Source organism: Bradyrhizobium centrolobii (genome assembly GCF_001641635.1).
GTDB classification, from domain to species: Bacteria; Pseudomonadota; Alphaproteobacteria; order Rhizobiales; family Xanthobacteraceae; genus Bradyrhizobium; species Bradyrhizobium centrolobii.
This window is the reverse complement of record NZ_LUUB01000118.1, coordinates 103,561-122,436: the sequence shown is the minus strand read 5'-3', so window position 1 is coordinate 122,436 and position 18,876 is coordinate 103,561. Positions and strand designations below refer to the sequence as shown.

Here is an 18,876-nt window from a genome sequence, read left to right as displayed (position 1 = left end):
CACCCCCTCTCTGTATGTCGGCTCCGTCAGCGAAACAGTGGCGGATCGAAGACCGACATAACGGACTTGATCATGTTGTCCCATTTCTGATCGAACGTATCGCCGTCGTAGCGGGACACTTCGTAGCATCCGAGCGGATTGGCCAGATCGTTGAGCAAACACTTGTTGCAGTACGTGCATTCCTTCTGCTTCACCGGCCCGTTCGCGGTGCGCAGGATCTGCGGCAGGTTCTCGTTTGCGATCAGCGGGCGCGCGATGCTGACGCCGTCGCACGAGCCGTCCCTGATGACGTCGGCGATATTGGCGGCATGCTGAAAGCCGCCGGTGCAGATGAACTTGATGCTCGGATCAATCTTCGTGATCTCGTCGCGCAGATATTTGCTGTAGCCGGCGTTGATGCCTTCGATAACGTTGCCGCGCCGCAAGCGCCACAGCCATTGAAACAGCGGTCCGCCGATCGGGTTGTTGAAGATCGCATAGTTGAATCGGGTGCGGACGCCGGACGGCAGCATGCCGCAATACCAGCGCACCAGATTTTGAACCGAGATGTCGCCCGGCGGATTGCGCGGATGGGGAAACGTCGAGCCGCTGGAGATGTGAAAGGCGTCCACGCCCCTGCCGTCGTCGAGCAGCATCTTGCAGATCGTCAGCGTGTCCTCAAGCGTGTTGCCCTTCTTCTTCCAGGGATAGAGCCAGTTGTTGTGGTCGACGCCGTTGATCTTCATCTGGAGATGAAAATCAGGTCCAACCTCGCGGCGGATCGCGCGCACGATCTCCAGAACGAACCGGGCGCGGTTGTCCACGGGGCCGCCATAATCGTCGGTCCGGTCGTTGATGCCCGAGCTCAGGAACTGGGTGATCAGATAACCGTTCGCGCCATGCAGCTCGACGCCGTCCAGACCCGCCTCCTTGGCACGCCGCGCTCCCTGGGCAAAAAGCTCGACCGTTTCGTGGATCTCTGCAACGGTCATGGCCTCAGCCAATATTCCGTGAAAGAAGTCCTTCTGGCTGGTCGAGCTCTGTGACCTCTTGAACAGGTTCTCGACGCCGCCCATGTCCTGCTGCCGCCCGGAATGGCTGAGCTGCATGATGAACCGGCAATCATGCTCGTGGACCCGGTTGCCGACCGCGCGCCAGAACGGGATCTTGTCGTCATGGTCGATCATGGCGTAGCGGATCAAGATCCGCCCGCGTACTGCGACGGGGGTGTAGGACGAGATGATGCAGCCGACGCCGCCCTTGGCGAATTTCTCTTCCCAGTTTATTCGCGTATGCCCGCCATAGCCGTTGTACTCGTCAAACATGCCGGAGAGGTTTGACCGGAACAGGCGGTTCTTGACTTCGAGGCGTCGAAACTTCAGCGGGGAGAAGATAAGCTTTGCGTTATCTTCATGTAAAAACGATCGATCCGAAACCTGCGTCATATCTGGCTTCCCCAGCGATATGAGTCGGCTGATCTGAAAATATTCAGCGTCGCGTCGTTACGGCACTCGCATTGACCGGTTCATAAGCCTCACAATTCGCCAGCGCGTGTGAAGCAAATCACTTTCCGAAAACAATTGCTTGGATCTTCCGGCAGGGAAAAGGGACGAGCGTTCACGCTCCCCCGCACGATGCAAGGCCCCTGCCGCAAAGACGATATCGCAGGACAGAACTTAGCCCGCCGCCACCCTCGCATCAAGAGCACTTCTACTTCAGCGTGCAAGGTGCGAAAATTGTATCGATTGGAAGCTGTGCCGGTCCAGCCTGCCACAACACGGTTCGTTGTCAGCCGCAGACGCGGCTATATCGGCTGTATTCTGGATGGACCCGGACGGCGGAGCTTATCGGCGGCCGGGCGGGCGCGATACCTGCGTCAAAATGCGCCGCCCACCCTGAACTCGCCCGCCGCCTACCCTACCCCCTGGACGGCTCCTTGCGCCAGCGAGCTATTCGATCCCGTCGACGGCCACCATGTGCCGCTCCGACGTCCCGATCGTGTGCTTGCGCGCCTCAGTATATTCCGGCGAGTTGTAACATTTGACGGCGTCCTCCAGTGTCGGAAAACGCGCGACGACGCTTCGCTCGTAGTTGCCGCCTTCGAGGATCATCTGGTTTCCACCCCGCGCGAGAAACACGCCGCGGTGCTTCTCGATCGCAGGGCCGGCCAGCGCCGCATACTTTGCATAGGTCTCGGGATCCGTCACGTGAACGCGTGCGCACCAATAGGCCGGCATGGCTCTTCCTTATGATTGAGGGGATTGAGTTTTGAGGGAGTCCGCATGGCCGCGGCGCTCGAATCCGTTCAGGCGCTCGAGCACAGCGCAGATCGAGGCGGTGTCGCGCGCTGCAAAGCCGAGCCCATCGCCCGCGCGATAGAGCTGTTCGGCAGCCGCATAGACCGGCAGCCCACATCCGAGCTCGGCTGCGAAGCCTGAAATGATCGCGAGGTCCTTGAGGTGCGTTCGGATGGTCGCAGTGGGAGTGTCGTAGCTGTCGTCGCGCATCAAGGGCCCGCGCATCTGGAACATGCGCGAGGTCGCGGCGCTGTCGGCCAGCGTGTCGTAGATCAGGGCCGGGTCGATTCCGGCCTTCATCCCCAGCAGCATTGCCTCTGCTGCCGCGGCATTGTGAATCGTCACGAGATGGTTGGCGATATATTTCATGATGCTGCCGGTGCCGAACCGGCCAAGATAGACTTGTCTTCGCGACATCGCCGCGAAGGCTGGCCCGCAACGCCCGAACGCCTGTTCGTCGCCGCTTCCCAGAATCACCAGATCGCCCGTTGCGGCCTGTGCGCCGGTGCCGCTCACTGGACAATCGAGGAGTATCTTGCCTGCACTCTCCATGACGGCAAGCGCCGCACGCTTCGCCGATAGAGGGAGGGTCGAACATTCGATCAAGATCTGGCCGGAGCCACTCGCATGGACGACACCGTCACGTCCCGCGACGACCTCGGCGAGAACCTCGCTATCCGGCAACGACGCGAAGGTGATGGAAGCCGCCTCCGCAACGCCCTTTGCTGACGACAGAGCCTTCCCACCCATCTCGGCAAGACGTTCGCGCGCGGCGGGCACCGGATCGTGGCCGACGACGGCAAATCCCGCCCTGATCAGGTTTCCGGCCATAGCGGAGCCCATGATCCCGATGCCGAGCATACCGATCGTTTCAGTCATCATATTTCGCTTCTTCGGGACAAATCTCGGCAAAAGCCGGAATGGCGCACGACCTGCGCCATTCCATTCCGGGAACGGGCAAGATCCTAGTTCTGAGCGTTCTTCTGCGCATTCACGAAGGGGTAGACGAGATCGCCAGACTTGTACTTCGGCGGATAGATGATCACCTCTTTGCCGGGCTGGGTGAACTGCTGGACGTCATTGCCCTTGATGTTGCGAAACTGCACCGCGAACATGCGAGGCTCGACCCACTCGCCGTCGGGGCCGAAGGCGATATCGCCCACCACCGTCGTGAACTTGTTGCCGTGGATGTAGCTGATCAGCTTCTGCTGATCGACGCCACCGGTCTTGGTCACCGCTTCGCCCAGCACCTGAAGCGCGGAATAGACGAACGCCGGCACATAATAGCCGAGCACGTCGACGCCCTGCTCCGCCGCCTTGGCCTGATACTTCTTGAGCATGTCCTCGATGCCGGGGAATTTGACGGTCGGCTCGGGGATATACTGCTCGAAGCTGAGGACACCGTTGAGCGCCTCGCCGAGCTGCTGCTTGATCGCGGCATATTGGGTGCCGACCATGGCGCCGCCGAACACCTTTGGCTCGAGATTGATCTCGTGGGCAGTGCGGATAATGCCGACCGTGTCGGACGGATAGGACGCGACAAATACCAGGTCCGGCGACGTTGCCTGCATGGCCTTCAGCACCGGCGTGAAGTTGACCGTCGTCGGCGGGTAGACCTTGTCGTAGACGATATTGAGGCCGAGCCGTTTGGCCTGCGCGCGGGCGCCGTCGAGCGCGTTCTTGGAGAATTCCGCGTCCGCGCCGACGAGCGCCACCGTGGTCGGCTTCGGGTTCATTGCGATCGCGTTCTCGAAGAAGCCGCGCGTCAGCGAGTCCTTGCCGTTCGGCCCATAAGGCTGGATCTGGAAGTAGCCGGGATACTTGAACTGCTCGTTGATCGCGAGCGCGAACATTCCCATGATCAGCCGCTTGTGCTGGATGATGGTCGGCATGGCCGGCGCCGTCTGGTTGGTATTGTTCGACAGCAGCAGATCGACCTTGTCGACATCCAACAGCTTCGAATAGATGCCCGGCACGAGGCCAGGGTTGCTCTGATCGTCATAGACCACGAGCTCGACCGGCCGACCGATGAGACCGCCGGCTTTGTTGACCTCGTCGGCCCAGATCTGCGCGCCGAGCAGCGCCGCCTTGCCGTTGCCCGCGAGCGGCCCCGTCAATTGCATGGCGAATCCGACCTTGATCGGATCGGCCGCGCGCGATGCGTCGGTGGACCCATACAGCGCGGCAATCATTGTCGAGAGCGCCAGTGTGACGCCCCTCAAACCCTTCAGCCGAAACATCCTCACGTCTTCCTCCCTTTGATTATTGTTTCGATGTCTACATTCCGAGGTAATGCTGTCGTATGAGATCGCTTCTTTGCATTTCCTCGGGGCTGTCGCCTCGGAACGCGATCTCCCCGTGGACGATCACATAGCCCTTGTCGGCGATCCGCATCGCCTGCGTAAAATTCTGCTCCGCCATCAGGACGGTGAGGTGATAGCGCTCCTTGAGCTGCGCGATCATGTCGATGGTGCGGCTGACGAACAACGGGGCAAGCCCGACGGAGGGCTCGTCGACGATCAGGATGCTCGGTGCCGACATCAGCGCCCGCCCCAGCGCCAGCATCTGCTGTTCGCCGCCGCTCATCGTACCGGCGAGCTGCGAGCGGCGCTCCGCAAGCCGCGGGAACGCTTCATAGCAATACGCCATGTTGTCCTTCAGCCGCGCCCGCGCGGTGGGACGATAGGCGCCCAGAAGCAGGTTCTCCTCAACCGTCAAGCGGGGAAACAGGCGGCGGCCCTCGGGGACCAGCGCGACTCCGAGATCTATGATCTCCTCGGTCTCCTTGCCGATCAGGTCGTAGTCCTTTCCGTCGATGGTCGCGACGATGCGACCCGACGTCGGCCGGACCACGCCCATGATGGTCTTGATCAGCGTGCTCTTGCCGTTTCCGTTGGTGCCGAGCAGTGTCACCGTCTCGCGCGGTGCGACATTCAGGGACACGTTGTGGAGAACACGCACCGAGCCGTAGCCGGCATAGATGTTATCGACGCGAATGCTACTGGCCAAGATACGCCCCTATCACCCGTTCATCGGCGATCACGTCCTTCGGCTCGCCGTCGGCGATCTTCTCGCCGGCGACGAGCACAACGAGCCGCTCCGAAAATGCCATCACGGCGCGCATGATGTGTTCGATGAAGATCACGGCGACGTCGCGTTTGTTGAGCGCGAGCAGCAGTGCCAGGATCTCGTCGACTTCCGAGTGCGACAAGCCCGCCAGCGCTTCGTCCGATACCAGCAGCGTCGGATCCGTCGCCATGGCGCGCGCCAGCTCGAGCTTGCGCATCTCGACCTGGGTCAGGTCGCCGGGCAGACGATGCAGCTTGCCGCCCAGGCCGAACTCGCCGAGCAGTTCGGTGCTGCGGGCCCGGATCTGCTGCTCGCTGAGATGCGTGCCGCCGCGCGCGTTGACGGCGTAGACCAGCGGGATACGGAGATTGTCGAGCAGCGACAGGCTGTGAAACGGGCGGGGAAGCTGAAAACTGCGGCCAAGCCCGAGCCGCGCGCGCTGGTAGGACGACAACTTGTCGATCGCCCTGCCCGCAAACGAGATCGACCCGCCATCGGTCCGGAGCGCGCCGCACAGGCAATTGGTGAGTGTGCTCTTGCCCGAGCCGTTCGGCCCGATCAGGCCGAGCCGTTCCCCGGGCCGGACCACGAGGTCGACATTGTTCAGCGCCACGAATCCGCCAAAGCGTTTGGTGACGCCTCGTGCGTCCAGAAGCAGCTCGCTCGCCGCCGTGCTCGCCTCGGACATCGTCATTGGCTGCTCCGCTTCTCGGTGACAAGCATCGCCGCAAGGGGATTTGTTTCCGGATCCGGCTTCTTGCCGCCCTTGGAACGGATCAGCCCAAGGATTCCGTTCGGCGCGGCGATCACGAAGATCACGAGCAGCAGGCCAACCACGAGCAGGTTCACAGATGAGGAAATCAGCACCGTCATCGCCTGCTGCATAGTCCCGAGCAGGACCGCACCAATCACCGGCCCGATCCAGCTCGTGGTCCCGCCGACCAGCGGCATCGCGACACTGTTCACGGTGTAGGCCAGGCTGAACGACGAGGTCGGCTCGACATAGGTCAGATAGAACGGCAGCGGGGCGCCCGCCATTCCCATCAAGCCGCCACTGATGGCGGCGGCAACCAGCTTGAGCCGCAGCACCGGAACGCCGGACGCAGCGGCCGCCGTTTCATCGTCGCGAATGGCGGCAAGGCCGAAGCCGAAGGTCGAACGTTCGATAGCACGTGCCGTCACCACCGCGGCGACAGCAAGTACCGTCATGAGGAAAAAGAGATACGCCACATAGCTGCCGAACACTGGCACCTCGCTCGGACGCATGACGTAGAGTCCGCGCGATCCGCCGACATAGTCCCAGTTGGTGATGAAGGTCTGGACGACGACGGAGAGCGCCAGCGTAGCGATCGTGAAGTAGACGCCCCGCAGGCGGATCGTCAGGTAACCCATCACGAGACCGACCGCCCCGCAGAGCACGCCTGCGATTGGAATGAGCGCCGGAATCGGCAGGTCGAGCCATTTGTTCAGCGCCGCAGCACTGTAAAGGCCGATGGCGAGGAATGCTGTCGTGCCGAAATTGACGTAGCCGACATAGCCGCCGAGGATGTTCCAGGCCGTGGCCAGCACAACGTATTGCAGCACGAAATAGGCCGCAAAGACGTAGTATTCGTTCGTCACGAACATGCTGGCCGCGACGAGCGCGACGCCCACGAGGCAAGCAAACAGGATGAAACGCCCGTTCGACATCAAGCTCTCCCGAACAGGCCGGCTGGCCTTACCACCAGGGCGATGAGCAAGAACCCGAATGCGATGGCGGGCGACCATGACGGACCATAGAACGTCGCCGTGATGCTTTCCGCCACGCCCACGATCACCGCCGCGACGAAAGTACCCGGAAGCGAGCCGATGCCGCCAAGGACACAGATCGCGAAGATACGGCCGATGTAGTCCCGCCCCATGGACGGTTCGACCGGCTGGAGAATGATGAGAAAGGCGCCGGCCATCGCCGCAGTCGCCGTGGAGAGTCCAAAGGCAATCCGCTTGACGCGAACGGGTGCCGCTCCCATTAGCTGAAGCGCGAACTTGTCCTGCGCTACCGCCATGATGGCGCGCCCGGTGAAGGTGCGCATGAAGAACACTTGCAGGCCGATCAGAAGAAGGACGGAGGCCAGGAACGGGATCAGCATTCGAACCGGGAGCGAGACTGGCCCGATGTTGTAGGACGGCCCGATATAGGGCGTCTCGACGAGGCGATAGTCGACGCCAAAAACGAGCTGAAGGCCGACCTCGGTGATGAAGAGGAGACCGAAGAAGAACGCAAGACCGCGGATCAGCTGCGTTCCGCGCCGCTCGAAGGCGATCTCATAGGCGCTGTAGAGCAGCGTCCCCAGGAAGTAGAACGGAACCGTCGCCAGCACGCCGACCAGGATCGGATCCCAGCCGAACTGGGAATTGAGCACATAGGCGATGAACGATCCGAGGAGAATGAGCGCCGGATGGGCAATGTTGCTGATGCCGAGCATGCCGAACGCGATCGAGATGCCGACCGCCATGGCCGCATAGAAGCCGCCGACCAGAACGCCGGACACGATGGAATCGAGCAATAGTCCTGCGAACTGTCCCATCCGCTGCCGATCTCCTCCAGTATACGCCCGCGTTGTTGTTCTCGTTGCTTCGGTGGCATGGAGGCGGCGATCGTCGCCTCCACAGGCATAGTCAGGGCATCAGCAGCGACGATCCTCGCGTCGATCCGGCCTCGAGATCGCGGTGAGCCATGGCCGCCTCGGACAGCGCATAGCGCCGCCCGATCATCGGCTTGATCACCCCCTTGCCGACAAGGTCGAACACGGCGGCCGCCGACGCCACGAGATCGTCGCGCGCGGCGATGTAAGTAGCAAGCGTCGGCCGGGTATAATAGAGAGATCCATTCTTCTGGAGCAATGCCGCCTCGAGCGGGGGCGGCGCACCGGTCGTCGCACCGAACGTGACAAAGAACCCGCGGGGAGCGAGCGAGGCCAGCGTGTCTTCAAAGCTGTCCTTGCCGACGGAATCGAAGGCGACAGCAACGCCCTTGCCGGCCGTCAGCGCCTTCACCCGCTCGGGAATGCGCTCGGTCTTGCGATCAATCACCGCATCATAGCCGTGCGAGAGCGCCAGGGCCGCCTTGTCGCCACCGCTGGTGACGCCGATCATGCGGGCGCCGAGATGCTTGCCCCATTGCCCGGCGATCAGGCCGACGCCACCAGAGGCCGCATAGAACAGCACCTGTTGCCCCGGCTTGACCGAAACGCAGCGGTTCAGCAGATATTCGGCCGTCATGCCCTTCATCAGCACGGCCGCGGCGGCCTCGTCGCTCACCGATTGCGGGACGGGCACGAGCCGCGCCGCCGGCATCAGCCGATGGGTGGCATAGGCGCCCGGTGCCGAGCCGCCATGGGCGACGCGGTCACCGACCCCGAACTCGGTCACGCCCTCGCCGACAGCCTCGACCACACCAGCGGCTTCGGCCCCAAGGCCAGCCGGCAAATCCAGCGAGTAAGAACCATCGCGAAAATAGACGTCGATGAAGTTCAACCCGATCGCAGTCTGCCGCATCAGCACCTCGCCCTTTCCAGGCGCGGCCAGTTCGACCGTCTCCAGCTTCAGGACGTCCGGCCCGCCCTGCGCGGCTATGCGAATTGCCTTGGCTTTCGTGCCCATACCCGAATTCCCGTATGCCAATCTTGTGCGGTTACGATGCCATTCTGATGTCGGCGCCCTGCGGAACCTTCAGCCGCACGCTGTCGGGGATCGGCAGGGGCTTGTTGGCACTGTCGAGGAACTCGACTGTGGTGAACAGGAGGTCCGTGGCGCCGATGTTCTCCACCGCATGCACCATGTATTCGCCGGCGCCGAACGCCAGATGCTTGGTCTCGCCCTTGTAGTGCTCGACGTCGACGATGCGACCGTCCTCGAAATAGCCCCGCGCCTTGCCCGGGTTGTGCGCCGTCCAGAAATAGGTCAGCACGTGGCGATGGAAGCCGCAGCGCTTGCCCGGCGGGATCAAAAGATGCCAGACGCGTACGCGATCGGTCTCCGAGACCAGCACGCTTCCTACGCAACCGCTGTTGCGCCCCTCCTCGAATTCACGCTGCAATTCGGCGGGCCAGTGCGCGCGTGGATTTGAGTCTGACATGAGCCGTTTCCTTCCAGATGATTGCCGCTTTCGCGGCCGTGATCCCGATAGAGAGGTACGCGGGGCGTGCGCCCCAGGCCGATCAAGCCACGTCGCGCGCCAGCGCTTCGGGCACGCGCTGGCGGAACAGGAACGGGAGCGCCGCCGCTCCCATGGTGCCAAGCGGCGGCACGCCGTCGCAGCCAATCGCGATCAGCCCGCGGCAATAATTGATGAGACCCTTGAGATCCGGCTCGCCATCGGCGCCGATCGGCGTGATGGCCGCGGCATAGACACCCTTTTTCGCCTTGCTCATCACGCCACTTCCTTCTTGGTCTGAGTGACCACGCCGCGCGTCTTGACGACGACCTTGATGGCATCGTCGATGCGATTGCGCGCGTAGTGCAACGCCATCGGCAGGTCCGCGAGCGGAAATGTGTGGGTGTGGATGTGCGTCGCATCGAAACGCTTGGCCGCCATCAGTGCCATGGCGCGGTGCGTCGCACTCTTGCCTTCGCCGCGGATGCCGTAAATGTAGATGTTGTTCTTCACCAGCGCGCCGATGTCGGTGAGCACCGGCTCATGCGGGAAGGCGGCCAAACAGATCTTCCCGCCGCGATTGACCATCTTCGTCGCCTCGTTGATTGCCGTGTCGGTACCGGCGCATTCGACGACGTAATCGGCGCCGTGGCCGGTCATCTCCTTGACGACAGCGACGAGATCTTCGTTGCGCACGTTGACGACACGGTCGGCTCCGAGCTTCGTGCCGATCGCGAGCCGGGCATCGCGGGTGCCTGACAGGATTACCGGGCTGGCGCCGAGCGCCTTGGCGACCGCCACCGCCAGAAGGCCGATCGGCCCTGGTCCCGTGACGACCACGCTCTCGCCGGCAACAAGGCCGCCGAGTTCGGTGAGGCCGTACATGGAGGTACCGGCGGTGACGACAAGCGTCGCCTCTTCGTCGCTCATGTCGTTCGGCACGCGCGACAGCGTGTTGATGTTGTTGACGGCATATTCGGCAAAGCCCCCATCGGTTGTAAAGCCGTTGGCCCGGTGGCCCTTGTCGACGTTGCCGTAATTCAGGCCGTAGTTGTGGCAGGACGTATACATGCCCTGCCGGCACCGCTTGCACTGGCCGCAGCCGGCATGGATCTCGACCGTGACGCGCTCGCCGATCTTGTATTCATCGACGCCGGGCCCGAGCGCCGCGACCGTACCCATGTACTCGTGACCGGGCGTAAAATCCTTGTTGAAGGGAGGACCACCCTGGATCAGCGCCGGCGTGCCATGCTCGATGATTTCCAGATCCGTCGCACAGATCGCGACCGCATCGATGCGAACAAGGACCTCCGCCCGCCTCGGCATAGGCACGGGCTTCTCGATGATGCGGAGCTGGCCGGGATCTCCCAACACCCAGGCCTTCATGGTGCCGGGAATGGGCATGTCGGTTGACGTTTGAACGCCAGCGGCCTCGTCCATCGCAACGATCCTCGCCCATTGGTTGACCAATTCTGGTGATTGGCCTTCAGATTGGTTGAAGCTTGCCTCGAAATCGGCCGGTGTCAACGCATAAGTTCGCCATTGGCATTTTTGGTCTTGCATTTGAGGTCAAGACGGACGTGAAATACAGATTGGTTGATATTGGTCGCGACAAGGATTTGATCCCGTGCTCGACTTGTTGGCTCGATTGACTGAAGGCGGCCCTGGCACGCGCCTTCCTCCCGAACGACAACTCGCCGCGCAATTTGGCGTGTCGCGAAACGAAATCCGCAAGGCGCTGGCGCGGCTGGAATTGGATGGTCGCCTTTCGCGCGAGGTTGGCCGCGGCACATTCATCCGCGCGCCTGAGGAGGCGACTGCATCCAATCTTGACGCGCTTCGCGACAGCACCAGCCCGCGCAATGCGATGGAGGCGAGGCTCGTGCTCGAACCCGAACTCGCAAGCCTCGCCGCGGTCAACGCCACCTTCAAGCAGATCGAGGGCATGCGTGTGTTGGCGCGCCAGATGCGCGAAGCCGAGACATGGAAGGACTACGAGACACTGGACGGGCGGCTGCACCGCTTGATCGCCGAGGCGACAGGCAACGACCTGCTGTCGGCGATCCATCGCACCGTCGATGACGTGCGGCGTGCGGTGGTCTGGCGATGGCTAGATACCCGCCCGACGCGTCCGCCCGAGGATTATTCATCTTTCGCCGAGCATGACGCCCTCATCGATGCGATCGAGCAGCGCGACCGTGTCGGCGCAATGGAAGCCATGCGCCGCCATCTGAAAACCACGATGGACAAGCTGATGGGAACGCTGGCTTGAGCTCGTCGGGCACCGATGGCCGAGAGGTCACAAGCTGCGTTCATAACGACGATCGGTGTTCAACCCGACGAACTGGAAAGGTGCCGGCAATGAACCTGGGTTTCTTCACAATGCCGATCCATCCGCTGGACAAGGATTGGCGGGTCTCATTGCAGGAAGACCGCGAGGCATTTCTGTTGGCCGACGAGCTCGGGTTCACGGAAGGCTATGTCGGCGAACACGTCACCGACCGCGCCGAGAACATCACGTCCTGCGTCGCGTTCCTCGCCTGGATCGCCGCAGCCACCAAGCGGATCAAGTTAGGGACCGGTACCGTCAATATGCCGAACGTGCATCCGGCCACAGTTGCGGCAACGGTCGCGATGCTCGACCACATGCTCGGTGGACGGCTGATCTTCGGCATCAGCCCGGGCGGCCTTCTCTCGGACGCCGAGCTGTTCGGCACGCTCGACAACGATCGCAACGCAATGTTTCTCGAGGCGATCAACCAGGTCCTGCAAATCTGGGCGACCGATCCGCCCTACAACATCGAAGGCAAATACTGGAACATCACGACGCGGAAAACCCTGATGGCCGATATCGGCCAGGGCTACATCGCTCGTCCCTTGCAGCGGCCGCATCCCCCGATCGTCGTCACCGCCGTCGCACCGTTCTCGAAAGGCGTCACCGAGGCTGCCGCACGCGGCTGGGATCCGATCTCCGCTAACTTCCTGATGCCGATGTGGGTCAAGAGCCACTGGCCGAAATATGTCGAGGGCTGCGAGCGCGTCGGCAGGACCGTCGATTTTGCCAACTGGCGCGTGGCCAAGAGCGTGTTCGTCGCCAAGGATATGGCAACCGCGAAGGCCTACGCCACCGATCCGGACAGCCCATACGTCTATTACTATCGGTCTCTCTTCACGAAGCTGAAGCGCAACGGCCGCATAGAGCTGTTCAAGACCCGGCGCGATCAGCCGGACGAGGAGGTCACCCTCGAGTCGGTCTGCGACAGACTGATCATCTGGGGTACGTCGGACAGCGTTGCCGATCAGCTCATGGCTTTTCAGGACGAGGTCGGCCGGTTCGGCACGCTTCTCTACGCCGGCAAGGACTGGAAGGACCGCGAGCTGGCCCGCCGCTCGATGATCCTGATGGCCGAGCAGGTGATGCCGCGCGTCAGCAGCGGCAGCAAGTAAGTCTCAGCTTTTTCAGAACAGGAAACGTCGCAATGGCCCTCTCCGACCGCATCCCCTACCAGGCCCTGGTCGACCGACCGAAACTCAACCTTCCGAACGGAAAACGCCTTGCCGTGTGGGTGATCCTCAATGTCGAGGAATGGCGTATCGAGAATGCGATGCCGCGCGTCGTGCTGAGTCCGCCGATGGGACAGCCGCTGCTGCCGGACGTGCCGAACTGGTCATGGCATGAATATGGGATGCGCGCGGGCTTCTGGCGGCAGCTCAAGGCGCTGACGGACCGCAACATGCCGGTCACGCTGGCCGCGAACGCCGATGTCTGTAACGCCTATCCGCGTGTCGCCTCGGCGGCGCGCGAAGCAGGGTTCGAATTCATGGGCCACGGATACATGCAAGGCCCGATGCACAAGCTTGCCGACCAGGCCGACGCGATCAGGCGAACCGTCGAGACGATCGCCAGGTTCACCGGGCGCGCCCCGCGCTCATGGGAGAGCCCGGGCCTGACGGAAACGGAAGAGACGCTCGACCTTCTGCGCCTGAACGGGATTGAATACGTGGCCGATTGGGTGATCGATGACCTTCCGCAGGACATCGCGACACCGCATGGCACCATCACGACGATTCCCTATTCAGTCGAGACCAACGACATCGTCGTTCACGCGCTCCAGCACCTTCCGTCCGAGCAATTCCTGACACGCGGCAAGGACCAGTTCGATCGCCTCTATCTCGAAGGCGCGAGCAACGCACGCATCATGGCGATATCGATCCACCCCTACATCACAGGCGTGCCTCATCGCATCCGGTATCTGGAGGAACTGTTGGACTACGTCATCGGACACGACGGCGTCGCGCTGATGACCGCCAGTGAAATCGGCGACTGGTATCGCACGGAGATGTCAAGAATTGCGCGATGAGCCGGCCTCCTTCGCCGCGCACCGACACATTCAGACAGAGAGAACGACCATGTTGAAGGCATCCAAGGACTTCGACCGCACGGAAGAAGACATCGGCAACGTCGTCGAGTTTGGGCACGTCAATGTCTGCGTGCCGGATCAGCGGCTGGCCACCAGTTTCTACGTCACGGGACTGGGGCTCACGCGCGATCCGTACCTCGTCACCGGCGTCGACAACATGCGGATCAATGTCGGAAAGGAGCAATTCCATCTTCCGATCGGAGCGCCCCAGGTTCTGCAAGGCACGATCGGTATCGTCGTCCCCTACTTCGAAACCCAGCTCGCACGGCTCCATCGGGTTCGGCCTCTTCTCGAAGGCACGCGGTTTTCGGTCCGCGAGGGTCAGGGCGTGATCGAGGTGACATGCCCCTGGGGCAATCGCATCCAGTGCGTCCCGCCGGATCCAGTGAGATTTGGGAACGTCTCCCTCGGAATGCCATACGTGGAATTCGAGGTACCGGAGGGTGGCGCGCCATCCGTTGCCCGGTTTTACCGCGAGATGCTGGGGGCCATCGCCGGCCATGGTCAGGACGACCGGGCTAGCTTTGCCTGGGTCAACGCGGGCAGCCGAACGAAGCTGCTATTCCGGGAAAATGCGGACTACGCCCACCCAAGCTATGACGGACACCACATCCAGCTCTCCCTCAACGACTTTTCGCACCCGCATCGCCGTCTTCTTGAGCGAGGACTCATCAGCGAGGAGAGCAATCAGCATCAGTACCGCTTCGTTGACATCGTCGACCTCGATACCAACGCGCCGATCATTCGCGTCGAGCACGAGATCCGTTCGATGCGGCACCCGATGTACGGCCGGGCACTCATCAACCGCGACCCCACCGTGTCAAACGCGGATTATAGTTCGGGACACGAGTCCCTCAGCGATACGATGCGCACCCATGCATCGCGCGGATGAAGTCGTACGCCGGGCCGCGCGCATAGTCTGGTTCCAGGCTCAAGCCCTGCAGGGCTCACTAGCAAATCAATCGCCTATCAGGCTCTCATTTTCGCGGCCCGCCGCATCGACGCAGCAGGTTTTAACAATCGCTCGCCTTGACGCGCCCATGGATCGGGTATGCTTCGAAGCCAGCTAATCGGCCACACGACGCCGAGGACCGATCGCAAAATGGAAACACCGCACCTGGATCCGTCGCACCGCGAGGCCGCACTGAAGACCACCGCGCTGGCGGCGACACTGCTGTTTGCTCACGGGCAGACCACGGAACGGACGGTGATCGCCGCCGAGCGCCTCGGGCGTGCGCTCGGCATAACCGTCAGGGTGCTACCCTATTGGGGCGAAATCACCGTCGAGATCGAGGGCACGCCGATCTCGCAGATTGTTCCCGCCAAGCCGCTCGGCGTCGACATGGGCAGGGTGCTGGCCGTCACGACGGTCATCGATCAGGTCTGCGATGGCACGCTGCCGTCCGATGCAGCCCATTCTGCGCTGATCTCGGCCAGCCGCCTGCCCCCGGCTTCCACGGCGCGCTTCACGTTGTTCGCAGCGCTCGGCGCGGCCTCGCTTGGCGTCATTTTCGGCGCCCTCGAGGCGACGATCCTGCTGCTGATTGCGGCCAGCGCCGCCATCGGCGCGCTCGCGCGGCGCTGGCTGTCCGGCTTCAGCGCCAATCCACTGGTCCAGCCGCTTTGCGCCGCGCTCATTGCCGGCATCGTGGCGGCGGCGGCAGGCCGCTCCGGACTACCGGCGATATCGCTGGTTGCCTTCTGTCCCTGCATGGTGCTGGTGCCCGGCCCGCATATCCTGAACGGCGCCATCGATCTCGCCCGTACGCGCATGGCACTGGGCATCGCGCGTCTTGCCTATGCCGCCGTCATCGTGGTCCTGATCTGCGCCGGCCTGCTGTGCGGGTTCGCAGCCGTCGGCGCGGAGCTCGCGACCACCGGGTCGACCCGACCCGTGCCATTGGCCGTCGACGTGATTGCGGCAGGATGCGCCGTTGCCTCCTTCGGCGCTTTCTTCTCGATGCCGTGGCTCCTTCTGCCCTTCCCGATCGCGGTCGGCATGTTTGCGCATGCCGTACGCTGGGCGCTGGTCGTCGTCGCGGGCGAGAGCGCCGCGACCGGGACGCTCGTCTCCTGCATGCTCGTCGGCATCATCGTCACGCCGGTCGTCGATCGCCTGCATCTGCCTTTCGCGGCCCTCGCCTTTTCTGCCGTTGTCTCGATGATGCCGGGCTTCTTCCTGTTCAACGCCGCGGCGGGTCTCGTCGAGCTGGTGTCGATCGGGCCGAGCGCGCCGGCAAGCTTGCTGACGGGCATCGCGGCGAACGGCGTCACGGCCTTTCTGATCATCATGGCCATGACCGTCGGACTGATCCTCCCGCGCATGCTGTTCGACCGTTTCTCATCCGCGCGCCAGCAATCGCGGTGATCGCGCCTCCGCAAGCCGCATGCTCGTCTCTATGCTGGCGCGGACCCAGCCGTCCTCGTGAAGTCAGGCTTGCGCTTCTCAAGGAAGGCCGTCAGCGCCTCGCGCGCATCCTCTGATCGCACCTGCGCGCTGAACTCCTGGCTCTCGGCCTTCACCGCGGCTTTGATCTGCTCGCGGAATGGCTGCGCCCTCGCGGACCCACTATGCAGGAGGGCTTTGCAAGCCTAACATTCTGATGTCGCCCCATCCGCGACAATGCATCGCAAGCGGAATTGCGACGGGTAGTCGAAACGATTGAAGCAAATTTCGACAATACCAACGCCACGACCTGCGCGAATCCGTTTGTCAGGGCTGTGGCGGCGAATGCAGGACCTGAGACCATAGCCTCGGAGAACTCATGATGAAAAAGCGCGTGTGTTGGGCGGCGGCCTGTCTCGTCGTCCTCAGCTCCGGCGCCCAGGCTCGTTCGATCTACGACGGCGCCTGGGATCTCGTCTTTGTGACGCAGAGAGGTGCATGCGATCCGACCTACAACTTCTCCGTCAACATTTCCAACGGGATCGTGACCCATCCGAACCTGGTAAGGTTCAGAGGTTACGTCGCGAGATCCGGCGCGGTCCGCGCGTCGGTGACCGTTCAAGACAAATTCGCTTCCGGCACCGGCCGGCTTTCGGGCAATACCGGCCAGGGACGCTGGAGTGGCTATTCGGGCACTGCGCGTTGCGCCGGATACTGGACCGCCCGGCGAAACTGATCATCGACAGGCGCAGCATCCAAGACCGCAATTCCAGCCCAATTGCAGCAAGGGCTTCCAAGCAGCGGGAACGCTCCTGGTGCTTTGATCGCTGATCGATGGACGGCTGTTCAACCGCCCTTCAGGAAGTTGCGCCCAACCAGGGCCATGGAGAACGGAGCGATCATGCCGGAAATCAGTCACGAAAAGCCGTCCTAGGCGTTTGTCGTACCGCGTGTTAGTTTTCTTCCTCAATGAATGCCATCGGTCCGAGCGACGCAATGAGGTGGGCGCGGCTTTACAAGCACGACATGGAAAGCGGCTATCCCGGTCAAGAGCGAAGGGGATCAGGGTATGGACAAGCCGACCTCCAACGAGGACGTTCAAGCGACGCCGCGCCCACCGGGTGACGAACGGGAGAAGAGCACGCGCGCCGCGACGCGCACGCCCTTCATCATCGTCGGCGTCGTTGCGATCGCCGTCGCCGCGCTCTCCGTCTTCTATCTCCTGCGGCCGGAGCCGCTGCTCGTCCAGGGCGAAGCCGATGCCACGCGGCTGGACATCGCGGCGCGCGTCGACGGCAGGGTCAAGGAGATTCCGGTCGAGCGCGGCCAGAACGTTGCCGCGGGCGCTGTCCTCGTCCGGATCGACAATCCCGAGACCCTGGCCAAACGTGAGCAGATGAAAGCGGGAAAGGCGGTTGCGGACGCTCAGCTCGCCAACGTGCTCGTCGGAACGCGGGTGGAAACCATCGCCGCACGGAAGGCGGAAATGGAGCGCGCGCAGGCGGCGGTGGTGCTGGCGCAGAGAACCTTCGACCGCACGCGGACCCTGACCGAGCAAGGTAACGCGCCGCAGGCCCGCCTCGACCAGGTGACAGACGCGCTGCACGAAAGCGAGCGCGCGGTCGATCAAGCCAAATCGGCCTATGAGCAGGCGGTCAACGGCTACACGAAGGAGGAGCGCGCGATCGCCAAGGCCAACGTCGAGAAGGCCGACGCCGATATCCAAAGCGTGCAATCGATCATCGATCAGCTCCTGGTCTATGCCCCTGTCGCATCCCAGGTCTATCAGCGCAACGTGGAGCCGGGCGAATATGTGTCGCCGGGCGTGCCGCTCGTGACCCTGATCGACCTGGGCGACGTCTGGATTCACTTCGATCTTCGCGAGGATCTCGTCAAGAGCCTGAAGGTCGGCGACCGTTTCGATGTCCGCATTCCCGCGCTCGATGACCACCGCGTCACGGTCGAGGTCAAGCTCATCGCGACCAAGGGCGAATATGCGAGCTGGCGGGCCACGCGCGCCTCAGGCGATTTCGACCTGCGTACTTTCTCGATCCGCGCCTACCCGGTCGAGCCGGTACCCGCGCTGCGGCCGGGGATGAGCGCCTATCTCGACTGGCGGTCGCGGCAATGAGGCCGGCCCCGAAGCCCGGATTTCTGCTGGTCGTGCGGCGCGAGTGCCGCTGGCTGCTTCATGATCGCGTGGCACTGCTTCTGATCCTTGGCGTGCCGCTGTTCGCATTCGTGGTCCTCACGACCGTGTTCAGCCATCCGGTCATCCGCGGGCTCGGGGTGACGGTCGTCGACGAGGACAAGTCGGACGCTTCGCGTGCCTTGGTGGAATACGTTGCTGCGTCTCCGAGTCTGAAGATCGTCGACCGCTCCGGCACGCTGTCCACGGCCGTGCAGGACATACGCTCCGGCAAGTCGATTTCGGCCATCTATGTCCCGCCGAATTTCGAGCGCGATTTGCAGGCCCAGCGCCGCCCGCAGATCGTCGGATTCTATAACCAGCAGTTCCTGACCCCGTCCGGCATCGCGTCCTCGGGCCTGAGCGACTCGCTTTCCGCAGCGGCGGCCGTGGCCGCTCCC

Annotated in this window: 19 protein-coding genes and 1 pseudogene; 8 read left to right on the top strand and 12 right to left on the bottom strand. The window is 62.8% G+C overall.

Annotated features, from left to right (window positions below):
* Positions 1–26: 26 nt before the first annotated feature.
* From AYJ54_RS42015 to AYJ54_RS41960, 12 genes are all read right to left on the bottom strand, one after another.
* The gene (locus tag AYJ54_RS42015; RefSeq protein WP_063708338.1) at positions 27–1,424 is read right to left on the bottom strand and encodes an NADH:flavin oxidoreductase; all 1,398 of its coding nucleotides are present in this window, start codon (positions 1,422–1,424) and stop codon (positions 27–29) included.
* A gap of 504 nt (positions 1,425–1,928) precedes the next feature.
* Positions 1,929–2,216 (bottom strand): DUF1330 domain-containing protein, encoded by a 288-nt coding sequence (locus AYJ54_RS42010; protein WP_063708337.1) that lies wholly within the window; start codon positions 2,214–2,216, stop codon positions 1,929–1,931.
* A gap of 9 nt (positions 2,217–2,225) precedes the next feature.
* A complete protein-coding gene (locus AYJ54_RS42005) occupies positions 2,226–3,155 on the bottom strand; it encodes an NAD(P)-dependent oxidoreductase (protein WP_063708366.1) in 930 nt (309 codons plus the stop codon).
* 86 nt (positions 3,156–3,241) lie between these two features.
* A complete protein-coding gene (locus tag AYJ54_RS42000; RefSeq protein ID WP_245329293.1) occupies positions 3,242–4,516 on the bottom strand; it encodes an amino acid ABC transporter substrate-binding protein in 1,275 nt (424 codons plus the stop codon).
* Positions 4,517–4,553: 37 nt separating this feature from the next.
* Positions 4,554–5,285, bottom strand: coding sequence for an ABC transporter ATP-binding protein (locus tag AYJ54_RS41995; RefSeq protein ID WP_063708336.1), 732 nt, complete (start codon positions 5,283–5,285; stop codon positions 4,554–4,556).
* Complete coding sequence (locus AYJ54_RS41990) at positions 5,275–6,039, bottom strand: ABC transporter ATP-binding protein (RefSeq protein ID WP_063708335.1); 765 nt, start codon at positions 6,037–6,039, stop codon at positions 5,275–5,277. The genes AYJ54_RS41995 and AYJ54_RS41990 overlap by 11 nt, the downstream gene beginning before the upstream one ends.
* Complete coding sequence (locus AYJ54_RS41985; RefSeq protein WP_063708334.1) at positions 6,036–7,034, bottom strand: branched-chain amino acid ABC transporter permease; 999 nt, start codon at positions 7,032–7,034, stop codon at positions 6,036–6,038. The genes AYJ54_RS41990 and AYJ54_RS41985 overlap by 4 nt, the downstream gene beginning before the upstream one ends.
* On the bottom strand, positions 7,034–7,912 hold the full coding sequence (locus AYJ54_RS41980; protein ID WP_063708333.1) for a branched-chain amino acid ABC transporter permease: 879 nt from the start codon (positions 7,910–7,912) through the stop codon (positions 7,034–7,036). Before AYJ54_RS41980 ends, AYJ54_RS41985 begins: the two co-directional genes overlap by 1 nt.
* Before the next feature lie 91 nt (positions 7,913–8,003).
* Complete coding sequence (locus tag AYJ54_RS41975; protein WP_063708332.1) at positions 8,004–8,987, bottom strand: quinone oxidoreductase family protein; 984 nt, start codon at positions 8,985–8,987, stop codon at positions 8,004–8,006.
* Between the two features lie 31 nt (positions 8,988–9,018).
* Entirely contained in the window at positions 9,019–9,462 is a 444-nt protein-coding gene (locus tag AYJ54_RS41970) for a cupin domain-containing protein (protein ID WP_063708331.1), read from the bottom strand.
* An 82-nt stretch (positions 9,463–9,544) separates the two neighbouring features.
* The gene (locus AYJ54_RS41965) at positions 9,545–9,757 is read right to left on the bottom strand and encodes a hypothetical protein (RefSeq protein WP_063708330.1); all 213 of its coding nucleotides are present in this window, start codon (positions 9,755–9,757) and stop codon (positions 9,545–9,547) included.
* A complete protein-coding gene (locus AYJ54_RS41960; protein WP_063708364.1) occupies positions 9,757–10,920 on the bottom strand; it encodes a zinc-dependent alcohol dehydrogenase in 1,164 nt (387 codons plus the stop codon). The genes AYJ54_RS41965 and AYJ54_RS41960 overlap by 1 nt, the downstream gene beginning before the upstream one ends.
* A 187-nt stretch (positions 10,921–11,107) precedes the next feature.
* Here AYJ54_RS41960 and AYJ54_RS41955 point away from each other — a divergent pair, with 187 nt between their 5' ends.
* The 8 genes and pseudogenes from AYJ54_RS41955 to AYJ54_RS53220 all read left to right on the top strand — a co-directional run.
* Positions 11,108–11,752, top strand: a complete 645-nt coding sequence (locus tag AYJ54_RS41955) for a FadR/GntR family transcriptional regulator (RefSeq protein ID WP_063708329.1) — start codon at positions 11,108–11,110, stop codon at positions 11,750–11,752.
* Between the two features lie 89 nt (positions 11,753–11,841).
* Positions 11,842–12,927 (top strand): LLM class flavin-dependent oxidoreductase, encoded by a 1,086-nt coding sequence (locus AYJ54_RS41950; protein WP_063708328.1) that lies wholly within the window; start codon positions 11,842–11,844, stop codon positions 12,925–12,927.
* A gap of 32 nt (positions 12,928–12,959) precedes the next feature.
* Positions 12,960–13,841, top strand: a complete 882-nt coding sequence (locus AYJ54_RS41945) for a polysaccharide deacetylase family protein (protein WP_063708327.1) — start codon at positions 12,960–12,962, stop codon at positions 13,839–13,841.
* 49 nt (positions 13,842–13,890) lie between these two features.
* On the top strand, positions 13,891–14,793 hold the full coding sequence (locus tag AYJ54_RS41940) for a VOC family protein (RefSeq protein ID WP_063708326.1): 903 nt from the start codon (positions 13,891–13,893) through the stop codon (positions 14,791–14,793).
* 210 nt (positions 14,794–15,003) lie between these two features.
* Positions 15,004–16,269 (top strand): threonine/serine exporter family protein, encoded by a 1,266-nt coding sequence (locus AYJ54_RS41935; protein ID WP_082906101.1) that lies wholly within the window; start codon positions 15,004–15,006, stop codon positions 16,267–16,269.
* Between the two features lie 400 nt (positions 16,270–16,669).
* Positions 16,670–17,023, top strand: coding sequence for a hypothetical protein (locus AYJ54_RS41930; protein WP_063708362.1), 354 nt, complete (start codon positions 16,670–16,672; stop codon positions 17,021–17,023).
* Between the two features lie 333 nt (positions 17,024–17,356).
* On the top strand, positions 17,357–18,418 hold the full coding sequence (locus AYJ54_RS41925; protein WP_082906100.1) for an HlyD family secretion protein: 1,062 nt from the start codon (positions 17,357–17,359) through the stop codon (positions 18,416–18,418).
* Positions 18,415–18,876, top strand: a pseudogene (locus AYJ54_RS53220) (ABC transporter permease); the annotation flags it as partial. The gene AYJ54_RS41925 and the pseudogene AYJ54_RS53220, both read left to right, overlap by 4 nt.